The 13,743-nt window shown below is 74.8% G+C and carries 16 protein-coding genes; 11 read left to right on the top strand and 5 right to left on the bottom strand.

Going from position 1 to position 13,743, the window contains the following annotated elements; all coding sequences use genetic code 11:
• The first annotated feature begins 5 nt into the window (after positions 1-5).
• The 11 genes from ACPOLB_RS15135 to ACPOLB_RS15085 all read left to right on the top strand — a co-directional run bounded on the left by ACPOLB_RS15135 (position 6) and on the right by ACPOLB_RS15085 (position 7,609).
• Positions 6-638: a hypothetical protein gene (locus ACPOLB_RS15135; protein WP_425256830.1), complete on the top strand. Its 633-nt coding sequence runs from the start codon at positions 6-8 to the stop codon at positions 636-638.
• The gene (locus tag ACPOLB_RS15130; protein ID WP_425256829.1) at positions 635-1,243 is read left to right on the top strand and encodes a DUF6683 family protein; all 609 of its coding nucleotides are present in this window, start codon (positions 635-637) and stop codon (positions 1,241-1,243) included. Before ACPOLB_RS15135 ends, ACPOLB_RS15130 begins: the two co-directional genes overlap by 4 nt.
• 34 nt (positions 1,244-1,277) lie before the next feature.
• Positions 1,278-2,318, top strand: a complete 1,041-nt coding sequence (locus tag ACPOLB_RS15125) for a hypothetical protein (protein ID WP_425256828.1) — start codon at positions 1,278-1,280, stop codon at positions 2,316-2,318.
• Positions 2,315-3,493 carry a sensor histidine kinase gene (locus tag ACPOLB_RS15120; RefSeq protein WP_425256827.1) on the top strand — a complete coding sequence of 393 codons (1,179 nt, stop codon included), beginning with the start codon at positions 2,315-2,317 and terminating at the stop codon, positions 3,491-3,493. The genes ACPOLB_RS15125 and ACPOLB_RS15120 overlap by 4 nt, the downstream gene beginning before the upstream one ends.
• Positions 3,490-4,137 carry a response regulator transcription factor gene (locus ACPOLB_RS15115; RefSeq protein WP_425256826.1) on the top strand — a complete coding sequence of 216 codons (648 nt, stop codon included), beginning with the start codon at positions 3,490-3,492 and terminating at the stop codon, positions 4,135-4,137. The genes ACPOLB_RS15120 and ACPOLB_RS15115 overlap by 4 nt, the downstream gene beginning before the upstream one ends.
• 58 nt (positions 4,138-4,195) lie before the next feature.
• Positions 4,196-4,924 (top strand): hypothetical protein, encoded by a 729-nt coding sequence (locus ACPOLB_RS15110; protein ID WP_425256825.1) that lies wholly within the window; start codon positions 4,196-4,198, stop codon positions 4,922-4,924.
• Between the two features lie 6 nt (positions 4,925-4,930).
• Positions 4,931-5,584, top strand: a complete 654-nt coding sequence (gene sctR, locus ACPOLB_RS15105) for a type III secretion system export apparatus subunit SctR (RefSeq protein ID WP_425256824.1) — start codon at positions 4,931-4,933, stop codon at positions 5,582-5,584.
• Positions 5,585-5,594: 10 nt separating this feature from the next.
• Entirely contained in the window at positions 5,595-5,867 is a 273-nt protein-coding gene (sctS, locus tag ACPOLB_RS15100; protein ID WP_425256823.1) for a type III secretion system export apparatus subunit SctS, read from the top strand.
• Positions 5,868-5,885: 18 nt separating this feature from the next.
• Complete coding sequence (sctT, locus tag ACPOLB_RS15095; protein WP_425256822.1) at positions 5,886-6,686, top strand: type III secretion system export apparatus subunit SctT; 801 nt, start codon at positions 5,886-5,888, stop codon at positions 6,684-6,686.
• An 81-nt stretch (positions 6,687-6,767) separates the two neighbouring features.
• Positions 6,768-6,983 carry a hypothetical protein gene (locus ACPOLB_RS15090; RefSeq protein ID WP_425256821.1) on the top strand — a complete coding sequence of 72 codons (216 nt, stop codon included), beginning with the start codon at positions 6,768-6,770 and terminating at the stop codon, positions 6,981-6,983.
• A complete protein-coding gene (locus ACPOLB_RS15085) occupies positions 6,959-7,609 on the top strand; it encodes a hypothetical protein (RefSeq protein ID WP_425256820.1) in 651 nt (216 codons plus the stop codon). Before ACPOLB_RS15090 ends, ACPOLB_RS15085 begins: the two co-directional genes overlap by 25 nt.
• A 5-nt stretch (positions 7,610-7,614) precedes the next feature.
• Here the strand turns inward: ACPOLB_RS15085 and ACPOLB_RS15080 are convergent, their stop codons facing one another.
• The 5 genes from ACPOLB_RS15080 to ACPOLB_RS15060 are packed head-to-tail and all read right to left on the bottom strand — an operon-like array spanning position 7,615 to position 13,691.
• Positions 7,615-9,369: a Wzy polymerase domain-containing protein gene (locus ACPOLB_RS15080; RefSeq protein ID WP_425256819.1), complete on the bottom strand. Its 1,755-nt coding sequence runs from the start codon at positions 9,367-9,369 to the stop codon at positions 7,615-7,617.
• A gap of 51 nt (positions 9,370-9,420) precedes the next feature.
• Positions 9,421-10,113: a class I SAM-dependent methyltransferase gene (locus tag ACPOLB_RS15075; protein ID WP_425256818.1), complete on the bottom strand. Its 693-nt coding sequence runs from the start codon at positions 10,111-10,113 to the stop codon at positions 9,421-9,423.
• A 35-nt stretch (positions 10,114-10,148) separates the two neighbouring features.
• Positions 10,149-10,505, bottom strand: coding sequence for an EamA family transporter (locus ACPOLB_RS15070; RefSeq protein ID WP_425256817.1), 357 nt, complete (start codon positions 10,503-10,505; stop codon positions 10,149-10,151).
• Positions 10,492-12,519: a hypothetical protein gene (locus ACPOLB_RS15065; RefSeq protein ID WP_425256816.1), complete on the bottom strand. Its 2,028-nt coding sequence runs from the start codon at positions 12,517-12,519 to the stop codon at positions 10,492-10,494. Before ACPOLB_RS15065 ends, ACPOLB_RS15070 begins: the two co-directional genes overlap by 14 nt.
• Positions 12,516-13,691, bottom strand: coding sequence for a glycosyltransferase family 2 protein (locus ACPOLB_RS15060; protein WP_425256815.1), 1,176 nt, complete (start codon positions 13,689-13,691; stop codon positions 12,516-12,518). Before ACPOLB_RS15060 ends, ACPOLB_RS15065 begins: the two co-directional genes overlap by 4 nt.
• Between the last annotated feature and the right edge of the window lie 52 nt (positions 13,692-13,743).

Below are 13,743 nucleotides of genomic sequence, written 5' to 3'. Positions count from 1 at the left end.
CCACCATGCGGACCGTCCAGACCACCGCACCCGAGGCGCTGTCGTCGCCGTCTGCCCTGCCCATGCCGCCGGGCGGCGGCCTGCTCGGCCGGCTGCACGACGCGCTGGGCGACCGCCTGCGTGCGCCCGGCGCCCCGGCCCACGGTCCGTCGCAGGCGGCCTTCGAGCAAGCGCTGCAGCGCTCCGGCCGCGCCGGCCGCGGCGGTGCGGACGTGCCCGGCGACGGCGAGACGCCGCTGCCCGAGGCGGGCACGGCGCCCGCGCCGCTGCAGCCGGCAGCACCGCCGGTGGCCCGGGCCCCGGCGGGCCAGGTGGCCGCGCCCGACGGCGTCAGCACGCTGCTGCAGCGCCAGGCGCCGCCCGCAGCGACAGCCGACCCGGCGGCCGCGGCGCACTGGCAGCTGCAGCTGCCGCCGCTGCAGCCCGGGCCGGGCACGGCGCCGCAGGTGCATCTGCAGCGCCTGCCCGACGGCCACCTGCACCTGGTGCTGCACGGGGCCGCCGATCTGCAGCGCCCGGGGCCGCTGGCCGCGCTGCGCGACCGCCTGGCCGCGCGCGGCCACGGCCTGGACAGCCTCGCTGCCCCCCCCACCGCTGCGCGCGAGCGCGACGACCACCCCGCCGAGGACGCGCCATGAACAGCAGCACCCCCATCGACCCCGCGCTGCAGGCGCTGACCCGCCAGCTGGGTGGTGCGCTCGTGGCCGCGCTGCACGTGCCCGACGACCCCGGCCCGCCGCTGCTGCTGCCGCGCGCCGCGCAGCCGATCGCGCCGGCGCTGCTGGCACGGGCGATGCCCGGCACGCAGGCGCGGCAGGAGGCGCAGGCGCTGTACAGCCGCTGCCTGGCGCACTTCCGCCGCAGCGCGCTGGCCGGCGCGCCGCACGACGACGCCGGCCTCGCGGCTGCCTACTTCGTGCTCGCCAACCTCGACGTGCTGCACGACCTGCATCCCGACGCCGAGGCGCTGGCGCGGGTCGAACGCCAGCTGCGCCACACGCTGCACCAGCTGCGCGCCTGGCAGCGCGCGCCGCTGCGCGAACGCCAGTCGGCGTGCGAGCAGCTGGCCGTGATCGGCGTGCTGGTGGCCGAGAGCGCCACCGCCGCACGCGCGCAGGGGCTGGTGGCCCAGGCCCACGTGCAGCAGGCGGCGCGGGCCTACCTGGTGCGCTGGCTGGGCATCAACCCCGACGGCCTGCGCCTGGGGCCGCAGGGCCTGGCGCTGGATCTGGTGGTCGCATGACACCCCGCGGCACCGCTGCGTGCAGGAGCGCCCGGTGAACCCGGCCGCGCCGCTCGACCCCGTGGGCGGAGCCCAGGGCGTGCTGGCCACCGTGCAGGCGCTGCAGGCCCTGCTGGCCGGGCTGGCCGAGCCCACGCCCGCGGCCGACGCCGCCGGCGAGACCGAGATGGCGCAGGCCACGACCGCGCCGCAGCCCGGCCAGGCCACCGGCGCCCCGCAGGACACGACCGGCGTGATGCTGGCCGGCGACACGCAGGCACTGGCCGCGGCAGCGCAGGCGCAGCAGGGGCGCGCCACGCTGGGGCAGCTGGCGGGCGACGCAGCAGCGCCGGGCCGCGACACCGTGCCGCCGGCGGCGCCGGTCCACGCCGGCACGGCGGTGCACGACAGCACGCTGCTGCCCGAGACCCTGGCGGTGCCGGTGCTGCTGACCGCGCTGCAGCCGCCATCGACGCCGCCGCTGCCGACGTGGCGGGCGCCGCCCGAGGCACCGCCGCGCCGGCAGCGCGACGGCGATGGCCAGCCGCAGCAGGATCCGTCGCACGAACAGGCCCACGACCAGGCGCACGACCAGGCGCAAGACGACCGGGACGACGCGCACGACGACCCCCGCGGCGGCACCGATGCCGTGGCCACGCTGCAGCAGCTCGATGCCGCCGGCGCCTGGCACCAGCGCCTGCGCCGCGCCGGGCAGTCCGAGGTGCTGGCCGAACTGGACCGCGGCCGCCACGTGCTGCTGGTGCAGCCGCAGCCGGGCGGCGCGGCGCAGGCGCTGCTGCTGTCGTTGCGCGGGCTGCACGGCTTCGCGGCGCAGTGCGCGCTGCTGGCGGCCGGCGCGCCGTGGAGCCGCTGGCGGGTCTTCCGCGACGGCGACCCGCTGCACAGCCGCGGCCTGCGCAGCCGCAGCGGCGGCGGCGGCTGCCTGCTGCGCCTGGGCCCGCCGCGGCCGCAGCTGTCCGTGTCGGGCAGCGACATGGCCTGCGTGCTGCAGCTGCCCGACCGCCTGCGCTTCGCGCAGGCGCTGGGCGGGCAGTGGAGCCTGCTGCTCGTGCTGGCACCGGGAGACGTGGCATGACGCTGGAGCGTGCCGAACGCCAGCGCGCGCCGCGCGGGCCCGCGCCGCCGGTGCCGCCCGACGCGGCCCTGCAGGCCCTGGAGGCCTTCGACGAAGGCGCGGCGCTGGTCGACCTGACGCACGGCAGCCTGGCCTGGTGCAGCCCCGGATTCGCCAGCCGCTGCTGCGTGTCGGCCGGCGCGCCGCTGCAGCAGCTGGCGACGGCGCTGCCGGGCCTGGAGGCGGCGCTGGCGGCGCTGGCGCCCCCGGCGGCCTTCGTGGCCCGCAGCGACGCGGAGCTGATGGCCCCGCGCTCGCAGTGGCGCCTGCCCGGCGACGGTGCCGCCAGCGTCGGCGAAGCCGTGCTCGTGCGGCCCGGCCTTGCCGCGCTGCGCCTGCGCTGCGCGGCAGCGGCCGATGCCGACGCGCTGGCGGCGCGCCGGCACCTGGAAGATCGCGAGAAGCTGCTGTTCACGTCGCGCGCGCTGGCGGTCGGCGAGATGGCCTCGACGCTGGCGCACGAGCTGAACCAGCCCATCGGCACCGTGGCCAACGTGCTGCGCGGCATGCGCCAGCGTGTCGAGCGCCAGGCCCCCGCCGACGAGCTGCTGACCGGCGTGCAGATGGCGCTGGACCAGGCGCAGTTCGCGGCCCGCATCATTGCGCGCATCCGCGAGTACACGCAGTCGCGCCAGCCGCGGCGCGAGCCGCTGGACCTGGCGGCCGTGGTGCAGACCGCGGTGGCGCTGCTCGACTGGGAGATCCGCCGCGACAGCGTCGTCGTGCAGCTGCAGATCGACGCCACGCCCTGCAGCATCGACGGCGACGAAGTGATGCTGCAGCAGCTGTGCGTGAACCTGCTGCGCAACGCGCTGGAGGCCATGCGCGACAACCCGCCCACCACGCCCGGTGCGCTGCAGCTGCAGCTGCGGGCCGAACGGGGCATGGCCGTGCTGACCGTGTGCGACAACGGCTGCGGCCTGCCCGCCGACGCGGCGCTGTTCGTGCCCTTCCAGTCCACCAAGCCCAACGGCATGGGCATCGGCCTGAACATCTGCCGCTCGTTCGTCGAGCTGCACCAGGGCCGGCTCTGGTTCACGCCCAACGCCGGCCGCGGCGCCAGCTTCCACGTCGCGCTGCCGCTGCTGGCCACACCCACCGCCCCCGCCGCCCCCACACCCCGGAGCACCGCATGACGAGCCGCACGATCTACATCGTCGACGACAACGCCGAGTTCCGCCGGTCCGCCCAGTGGTGGCTGGCCAGCGCCGGCTACGAGGTCGTCGACTACGCCGACGCCAACGACGCGCTGCAGGCGCTGTGCACGCTGCCGGCGCCGCGGCCCGAGGCGCCGGCCTGCCTGCTGCTGGACGTGCGCATGCCCGGCATGAGCGGCCTGGACCTGCACGACCGCCTGCGCGAGCGCGGTGTGCATCTGCCCATCGTCTACATGACCGGCCACGGCGACGTGCCGCTGGCGGTGCAGGCCATGCAGAAGGGCGCGGTGAGCTTCCTCGAGAAGCCCTTCGCCGACACCGCGCTGGAAGCGGCGCTGCAGCGGGCCTTCGACACGGCGCAGCCTGCCGCCGAGCCCGCGGAGCCGGCCCCGGCACAGGACGCGGCCTGCGTCGAATGGCAGCAGCGCCTGCAGCGGCTGACGCCGCGCGAGCGCGAGCTGCTGGGCTGGGTGGTGCAGGACAAGCTGAACAAGACCATCGCCGACCTGATGGGGATCAGCATCAAGACCGTGGAGCTGCACCGCAAGCGCGTGATGGACAAGCTCGGCGCCACCTCGGCCGTGCACCTGATGCGCATGTGGGTGAGCGAGCGCGTCGCATGAGCGCGCGGCGCCTGTTCGAAGCGTGCAGGCCGGCGTGCGCGTCGCGGAGGGTCCTGCGGTGAGCCTGCACTTCGAGGCCGTCGCCGCCCACGGCAGCCTGCGCCTGACGTTGCCGAACCCGCTGCCCAGCCCGGTGCCGGAACCCGGCTGCGACCCGGTAGACGCCGCCCTGGCGCTGGCCGCGCACGAGCCGCTGCTGGCCGCGCTGGAGGCCTGGCTGCAGGAAGCGCTGGACCCGGCGCCGGTGCCGCGGCTCGACACCGCCGAGCCGCTGCTGTGGCTGGACGTCGGCGCCGTGCGCCTGGGCCTGCCCTGGCCGCTGCTGCTGGCCGCTCCCGGGCCGCTGGTGCCGGACGGCGCCGTTGCCGCGATCGCCTGGCCCGAGATCGCGTTCGAGGTCGAGCTGGCGGGCTTCGACACCGCCCCGCTGCCGGCCGGCGCCCGCGGCGGCGTGCTGCTGCTGCCGACCTCGTTGCAGGGCGCGTGGCGCGTGCTGCTGCGCCACGCCACGCTGGTGGCCGACGCCGAGTGGCCCGGCCCCGGCACGCCGCTGGCCCTGTGCGGCCCGCCCGAGCTGCCCACGGCGCAGACGCCGCCGCACCCGCCCTGGCGCGTGGTGCTGGCCGAGCCCTGGTGCGTGCCGCTGCCGCAGCTGCTGGGGTGGCAGCCGATGCTGGCGCCGCCGCGGCCGGGTTCCGGTGCCTGGCTGCAGCCGCCCGACGGGCCGCAGCAGCGCGGCCGCATCGCGCCGGCGCTGGCCGGCTTCGGGCTCTGGATCGACGACTAGGCCGCCATGGATCTCACCACCTTCTCGCCGGCCTCGGCGCTGGTCACGGTCGTCGTGCTCGCGCTGGCGCCGTTCGTCGCGGTGATGGTGACCTCGTTCACCAAGATCATCGTCGTGCTCAGCCTGCTGCGCAGCGCGCTCGGCCTGCAGCAGGCGCCGCCGAACGTGGTGCTCAACGGCATCGCCATCGTGCTCAGCGCCTACGTGATGTTCCCGGTGCTGCACAAGATGGGCGAGCGCGTGGGTCCGATCGAGGGCCTGGGCGGCTCGACGACCACGCTGCTGGCCGCGGTCGACAAGGCCAAGGAGCCGCTGCGCGACTTCCTGCTGGCGCACTCGCAGCCGCGCGAGCGCGCCTTCTTCCTGCGCACGGCGCAGAAGTCGCTGGGCGCCGACCAGGCCGTGCAGCTGAGCGAGCGCGACTTCATCGTCGTGCTGCCGGCCTTCACCGTCAGCGAGCTGAGCACGGCGTTCCAGATCGGCTTCCTGATCTTCCTGCCGTTCCTGGTGATCGACCTCGTGGTGAGCAACATCCTGATGGCCATGGGCATGCAGATGCTCACGCCCACCACGGTGTCGCTGCCGTTCAAGCTGCTGCTGTTCGTGCTGGTCGACGGCTGGGTGAAGCTCTCGCACGGGCTCGTGCTGTCGTACCTGTGAGGCCGCCAAGATGATGCAGACCGACGCCCTGCAACTGACCTACCAGGCGCTGTGGCTGGTGCTGGTGTTGTCGGCGCCGCCGGTGATCGTGGCCGCGCTGGTGGGGCTGGTGATCGCCTTCCTGCAGGCGGCCACGCAGATCCAGGAGCAGACCTTCCAGTACGCGGCGAAGTTCTTCGCCATCGTGCTGACGATCTTCCTCACCGCCAGCCTGCTGGGCGGCACGCTGCTGGCCTACACCGACCGCATCATGACCGGCTTTCCCGGCATTGTGCGGCGCTGAACGGTCAGACTCCGCGCCGTGTTCGACAGCCTCGCCGCGTTCACCTCGCTGGGCGACGTCGCGCTGCTCGCGGGGCTGTCGACCACGCGCATCGCGGTCGCCTTCCTGCTGCTGCCGGTGTTCAGCCCCGACACCGTGCCCGCGATGGTGCGCAACGCGATCTTCCTGTCGCTGGGCCTGCTGTCGCTGGCGCTGCAGCCGGTGCTGGCGCTGGACGGGCTGCACACGCTGCAGTGGCTGGCGCTGTTCGCGCGCGAGGCGGCCATCGGCCTCGGCCTGGGCTTCGGGCTGGCGGCCTTCCTGTGGGCCTTCGAGGCCGCCGGCGCCATCGTCGACACCAAGGTCGCGGTGGCCAACGGCCAGATCATGGACCCCATGTCGGGCCAGCAGCTCACGCCCACCGGCGCGCTGCTGGGGCGGCTGGCGAGCTTCCTGTTCATGGCCGGCGGCGGCTTCCTGCTCTTCATCGGCGTGCTGCTCGACAGCTACCGGCTGTGGCCGCTGGCGCAGCCGGGATGGGCGCCGCGGCTGGCCGGCGTGGGGCTGTTCGAGCAGCACTTCGCCGACCTGATGGCGCTGGCGCTGCTGCTGGCCGCACCGGCGCTGGTGGTGATGTTCGCGGTCGACCTGGGGCTGGGGCTGGTGAACCGCTACGCGCCGCAGCTGAACCTGATCGGCATCTCGATGTCGCTGAAGGGCCTGGCCGCCACCGCGATCTGGCTGCTGATCCTGGGCCACGTGGTGCAGGCCTTCGGCGACGAACTGGCGCGTCGCATCGCGGCGATCCTGCCGGGGCTGCAGCGGCTGTTCGGCAGCTAGGGTGCGCCCTAGCTGGGGCGGGCACCGGCTGGCGGCGCGGCGGCCTGCGGCGTGACACTGCCGGCCAACGTCGACCCCGCCATGAACACGCTTTCGTCCCTGCCGCCACCGTCGTTCGCCGACCTCGCCCTGCGCGGCGCCACGCCGCCCGAGGCGCGGCGCTTCGAGCTGCCGGCCGACGACGGCGCCTTGTCGCTGCAGGTGCTGCATGTGGGCAACGCGGCGCGGTCGTGGGCGCCCGACGACATCGAGCGCGACTTCCTCGCCGCGCTGTGCGAGCCGACCCCGTCCGCCTGAAGGCTGCGCCCGACTGGGCTGCCGCCGCGCAGCTGCTGGTGGACGGTTGCGCGCACGCGCCCGACGCCGACCAGCGCGTGGCGCTGCTGGAGCGGCTGTGCTGGGCGCTGGGCGACCAGCTGTATCCCGCCTTCCTGCACGTGCTGTGCGTGGTGGCCGACCGCGGCACGCCGACCGCGCAGGCCGCGGTGGCCGATGCGCTGGTCGAGGCCCTGCGGCGGGGTCGCCTGCCGGCCGGGCGCCGCGCCGCCTGGGGCGCGGGCCACCCGGTCGCCGGACCCGGCGGTGCACCGCTGGGTGCCGCGCTGGGCCCGGTGGAGTACCTGTGTGCGTGGTATGCCGAACCGCAGGGGGCCGACGCCCCCAGCGCCGCGCGCTTCGACCGCGCGTTGCTGGCGCTGCTGCGGCTGGTGTCGCAGTCGGCCACCGCGCCGGCGCTGTACGCGGCGCGCCTGCAGGCGCTGGCCGAGCAGCCGCTGGACGGCACGCTCTCGCGCGGCGCACGCGCTGCGCTGCAGGCGCTGGCCGCAGCCTGGCGCGGCGGCGGGCCGCAGGCGGCGGTGGACGCGGCGCTGGCCAGCCTGGGCGGCAGCAGCCTGCGCGCGCTGGCCGGCGCTGCGCGCTGAAGGCGTCAGGGGCGCTGGAACTCGCGCCAGTCGGGCGTGTGCCCCGGCGGCGCGCATTGGAAGGGCGCTGCACTGGCGGCCACCTCCGGTGCCGGCGTCGGAGCCGATGCGGCGCCGGCCGCCGCGCACGGCGCGAAGAAGTCGCGTGCGCCCGGGTTGCGGAATTCGCGCAGGCGCGCCGCCACCGCGCGCGCCGCGTCCAGGTCGCCCTGCTGTGCCAGCGCACGCGCCCAGGCCATCATCAGCCGCGTGTCCAGCAGGTAGTGCGTGGCACGCTCGAAGGGCTGCAGGTCGGCGGGTGCGTCGTCGGGCGCGGTGGTGGCCGCGGCGTAGTCGGCGTGGTGGGCGAAGAGCACGCTGCGCTGGCCGTCGGCGATGCGTTCGGCCAGCGGCACGGTGCTGGCGCTGAAGATGGCCGCGACGCTGCGGTAGTCGGCCACCGCCAGCACCGCGCCCAGCACCAGTGCCGCGCCTGCGGCCACGAAGCTGCGGGCCGGCGGGCTGGCACCGCGTGCCGCGATGCCGTCGGAGCGGCCGAGCGCGAAGGCCCAGGCCCAGGCCGCGGGCAGCAGGAAGTAGCTGTACCAGAGCGGGTACTCCAGCAGGCTGTGCAGGCCGATCATGACCACCATCACCGTGGCGCAGCGGCGGCCGGTGCCGGTGTCCCCGCCGTCGCGCCAGGCGGCCAGCGCAGCGCGTGCCAGCGCCCACAGCAGCAGGCCCAGCACCAGCGCCGCCAGCGGCAGGCCCAGCTCCACTGCCAGCTGCAGCGGCAGGTTGTGCGTGTGGTCGAAGAAGGCCGTCGGCCGCCCCGGGAAGGGGGTCAGCGACCACGCGAAGTTGAATTCGCCGAAGCCGACGCCGCCCCACGGGTGCTGGCGGATGAGCGCCAGCGTGTTGGCCCAGATGCCGAAGCGCGAGCCCGAGACGTCGCTCTCGGCCAGCCGCGCCGCGCCGCCGAACGCCGCCTGCGTCAGCTGCGCCCATTCGGCCATGCCGAACCAGGCCACCGCGTAGACCACCGGCGCCGCCAGCAGCAGCGCGCGCGTGGGCCGGGCCAGGCGGCGGTCGGCCAGCCCCCACAGCGCCAGCAGCACCACGCTCACCGTGCCGGTGCGTGACGCCGTCAGCACCACCGCGAAGACCATCGCCGCGAACAGCGCCACCGCCCAGCCGCGCGACAGCCGGCGCAGTTCCAGCAGCGCCACCACGGCGATCGCCGACCACAGCAGCAGGCTGCTGAGGTGGTTGGGCTGGCGCAGGTTGCCGACCGCGCGGCCGGGGATGCCCGAGGTGGCGAGCCAGTCGCCGTCGGTCCAGCCCGGCGCGAACACCTGCACCGCGGCGATGCCCACGTTCAGCACGCCGGCCACCACCCAGGCGAGGCAGAAGTCGCCGAAGGCCTGCGCCGCATCGGGCCGTGCGTGGGCACCGGCGCCGCTGGCCACCAGCACCGCGGCCGCCAGCAGCAGGCCCACGGCCGACAGCGCCAGGCCCATCGGCAGCGCGCCCGGCCCCCACGACCACAGCACCGCCGCCAGCAGCAGCGCCAGCGCCGCCAGCAGCGGCCCGGCCCCGCGCGACGCGCGCCCGCTGCCCGGCGCCGCGGCGATGACGAAGCCACCCCACAGCGCCAGCGCCAGCGCCTGGTTCAGGAAGGTGGGCGAGGGGGAGACGTTGTAGGCCAGCAGCGACGGGGCGGTGGCTGCGGCGATGGCGAGCAGTGCGCGCGGGGAGAGGTCGGACGGGGAGTTGGGCATCGGCGCGCGCCGCAGGGGAGCGCGGCGGCGCGCATCGTAGCAAACCGCCGCTCAGGCGCGGCTGCAGACGGCCATGAACTGCCAGTTGCGCGACAGCAGCGGTTGCAGCAGCGGAATGTGCTCGTACAGCGCCAGGCCGACGTCGAGCCGTTGCACGCGCAGGCCGGCGTCGTGGCACTGCTGCTGCCAGGTGGCCTGGTCGAAGTAGCGCTCGGGGATCGACACGCCGTAGCCGGCGTTGCCGACCCAGTCCATCGCACGCAGCGCCTGCCGCGACCACCAACCGTACTCGAAGTGGTCCTTCACCACGACGTGGCGGCCGACGCGGCCGGCGCTGCGCATCAGGTCGCTGCGCAGTGCCGGCGGCACGTGGTGCAGCACGTCGGAGAACATCACGACGTCGAAGGACTGGTCCTCGAACGGCAGGTGGCGGCCGTCGAAGGTGGTGTAGCGCTGCCAGCGCGGGTCGGACTGCAGCAGTTCCGGCGGGCACGGGTGGATGTCGACGCAGCGCAGTTCGACCTGGCCCAGGCGCTGCGCGACGGCGTCGGCCAGCGTCATGTCGCCGCAGCCGACATCGAGCACGCGCACCGGCGCCTGGCTGCCGGCGGCGAGTTCGCCGATGGTGCGGGCGAAGGTGGCGGCCAGGATGTCGATGCGGTGGCCGTGGCTGAGCCGCTGGTGGGTGTGGATCAGGGCGCGGTCGGCGCCCGACTTGCGTTCTCTGGCGATGGGGGAACTCAAGGCAGCACTCCTCGGGTGGGCAGGCGGTCGGCGCGTCAGGCGGCGCGCCAGTTGGTGACGACGATGCCCAGCATGATGATGCCGGCACCCAGCCAGGTCTGCAGCGACACGGGGTCGCCGAAGAAGCGGTGCGCCAGGGCCGGCACGATGAAGAACGACAGGCCGAAAAAGGCGAAGGCCTGCGTCAGCGGCACCCGTGACAGCACGAACATCCACAGCGCCATCGCGGCGACGTACACGCACACGGCCACCAGCATCGTGCCGTTGAGCCAGGCCAGCGGCCCGGCCACGCCGCTGCGCACGGCGGCCAGCGAGGCGGCGCGCATCAGCACCTGCCCCACGGCCGAGCAGCCCACGCACAGCAGGCACAGCAGGATGTCAGCCGCCCGCACGTTCGCTCCGCAGGGTCTCGATGCCGCGCAGGCCGCTGTGCGGCAGGCGGCAGTCGTGGCGCGCCAGGTCGGCTTCCCAGGTGGCGAGATCGCCCACCAGCATCGGCGCGACCTGGAATTCCTGGCGCACGCGCACGTTGCCGCCGTCGAAGTCGACCAGCGCGAACAGGTCGTAGCGCCCGTAGCTGCGCGACCAGAGCCCGCGCGCGCCCTCGGTCGGCACGCCGGCGGGCTGGTAGATTTTCGGGCAGCGCCGCTCCAGCGCGTCCAGCACTGCGGCGGCGCGCGCGCGCTGCGCCTGCAGTTCGGGGTCGCCCACGGGCTTGGGCAGGGCGACGCAGGCCAGCACATGGCGTGCCCGCTGCGTGCTGCCGGCGGACGCGGGGTCGGTGAGCACGCCGGGCGCCTGCGCGGCGGCGTCGAAGCGGTTGAACTCCATGCGCTCGCAGCGCGTGGTGTCGATGCGCAGCCCCAGCCGATCGGCCATTTCGTCGACGACGCGCAATGGTCCGTCCGTCTGCCCGGCGATGGTGCTCGCCGACGCCTGGACCAGCACGCGGGTGCGGCCCTGCCAGCGCTCGCGCAGCGCCACGAAGCGCGCCCAGCCCGGGCCGTCGTTGGCCAGCGACAGCAGCCCGATCGGGTTCACGAAGGGCGAATCGGGGTGCACGTGCGCGGCGACGAAGCTCTCCGACGAGCGGCCGATGCTCACGTACAGCTGCGGCGTGTCGCGCAGCACCTGCGGCACCAGGGCGGGCAGCCAGTCCTGCGTCCAGTGGTGCGCGTTCCAGCGCGGGTTGCCGGCGGTCCAGGTGTGGAAGCCCTGCAGCACCGCCACCACGGTGCACAGCAGCAGCGCCGCACGCACGGGCACCACGTGCGACGCCACCACGTACAGCATCGGTGCCAGCAGCAGCAGCAGCGGCACCGCGTAGCGGCCATTGGCCGAGGTCAGCAGCCAGGCCACGAGCGCCACGGCCGAGAACACCAGCAGCGTGCGCCAGCCCGGGTGCTGCGGCGACCAGGCCCGCAGCAGCCCGCGCACGCCGTCTTGGCGCAGGCCCGCCACCATGCCGGCCACCAGGGCCAGCGCGCCGAGCCCGAGCACCAGCGCGGGCCGGAGGTCGGGTGCCGCGATCTCGGTGAAGACCATCGGCCGCATCTCCACCAGCCGCCAGGGCAGCAGCAGCGCTTCGGCCAGGCTCTGCGGCACGAAGCGGTCCAGTGCGATGCCCTGCGCCGGGAAGTCGGGCGCGCGGAAGATGCGGTTGAAGAGCGGGAACACGGGGCTGCCGAAGGTCTGCATCAGCTTCCAGCCCCACGCGCCGTAGAGCAGCACGAAGCCGGCGCCCATCGCCACCCCGCCCAGCACCAGCCGGCGCAGCCGCTCCTGCACGGCCATGGCCGGCAGGCCCAGGGCCGCCGTCACCAGCACGGCCAGGCCGTACGGGGCATTGGTCCACTTCAGCGCCACGGCAGCGCCGGCCAGCGCGCAGGCCAGCGCTGCCGCGCCCAGGCCCGGCCGCGTGACCAGCAGCCACAGCGCCGCCATCACGAGCGGCGTGGTCGTGATGTCGTAGAAGCTGCTGCCGACCTGCCCGAGGAAGGCGCCGTTCAGTGCCGCCAGCGCCGTCAGCACGGCGGCCACCAGCCGCGGCTTCGGGTGCGCGCCGGCAAAGGCGCGTGCGATCAGGTACAAGAAGACGAGGTTCAGCGCGTGCAGCGCGCCCATCGCGGCGCCGATGGCGGCGCTGTGCCAGCCCCACTGCTGCATCCACGCCCAGGGCGCGAAGGCCAGCGGGTTCATGTAGCCCTGGTAGCCGGCGGCGAAGAAGTCCTGCGCCAGCCGGTCTTGGCGCAGCAGCAGCGCGGCGTAGCCGTGGTAGTTGAAGTAGTCCCAGTTGAGGTCGCGGCCGAGCACCAGCGCGCAAGCCGCGCCGGCCAGCAGGCAGGCGGCCAGCATCAGGCCGAGCTCGCCGCGCGTCGGCGCGGCGGGCACCACCGCGCGCGTCATGCGACGTCGGCCGGCCGGGCGTGCACGCGCAGGCCCAGCACACCCAGCAGCATCGACGCGAACAGCACCTGGATGCCCACCAGCAGCACCGTCAGCGCCGGGATCACCAGGCGCATGCCCACGCGCGGGTCGAGCGCGCCGAAGTCGTTGCCTTCCCAGGTCACCACCGAGTGCACCGACAGGCCGATGCCGGCCAGCAGCAGCGCCAGCCCGAGCAGCAGCCCGGTCTCGACGTTGACGTGCCGGCGAAGTCCGGCGAGGAAGTCGTTGTCGGGCAGGATGCCGTTCTGCACCGCGAAGACCTTGGCGAAGAGCGCGAAGCTCAGCAGCTGCAGCCCGCACAGCACCGCGCCGGCGGCGTACAGCAGCGTGTGCACGTCCAGCGTCAGCCCGCCGAAGGACAGCGCCCCGGGCACCAGCACCGCCAGGCCCAGCGTGCCCAGGCCGGTGAGCAGCAGGCCGGGATACAGGAACAGCCAGCGCGGGCTGAACAGCAGCAGGAAGCGCAGGTGGCGCCAGCCGTCGCGCCAGCTGCGCAGGTGCGGCGGGCGGTTGCGGCCGTCGGGCGACAGGGTCGTCGGGACCTCGGCGATGCGCAGCTTCTGCAGCGAAGCCTTCACCACCATCTCGCTGGCGAACTCCATCCCTTCGCAGCGCAGGCCCAGCGCGCGCACGGCGTCGCGGTCGAAGCCGCGCAGGCCGCAGTGGAAGTCGCGGATGGGAGTCTGGAAGAACAGGCGGCCGATGAAGCTGAGCACCGGGTTGCCCAGGTAGCGGTGCAGCGGCGGCATCGCGCCGGGGGCGATGCCGCCGGCGAAGCGGTTGCCCATCACCAGCTGCTCGCCGCGGCGCAGTGCCTCGACGTACGGCATCAGCGCGGTGAAGTCGTAGCTGTCGTCGGAGTCGCCCATGATGACGTAGCGCCCGCGCGCGGCGTCGATGCCGGCGATCAGCGCCGCGCCGTAGCCGCGGCGGGGCACGTCGACGACCCGCGCGCCCAGCGACCGCGCCAGCGCCTGCGACCCGTCGGTCGAGCCGTTGTCGGCGATCAGGACCTCGCCGCTGACCCCGTGCCGCTGCAGGAAGCCCAGTGCCTTGCCGATGCAGGCCGGCAGGGTGAGCGCCTCGTTCAGGCAGGGCATCAGGATGGTCAGCTCGAGGTCGGTCGGCATGGTGGGCGGGTGCGGGGCGCGGTCAGGTCAACAAACGAAAAAGGCAGCCTTG

It is taken from the genome of Rubrivivax soli (genome assembly GCF_049810355.1).
In the GTDB taxonomy this organism is placed as follows: Bacteria; Pseudomonadota; Gammaproteobacteria; order Burkholderiales; family Burkholderiaceae_C; genus Rubrivivax.
This window is presented reverse-complemented; position numbering and strand designations above follow the sequence as displayed.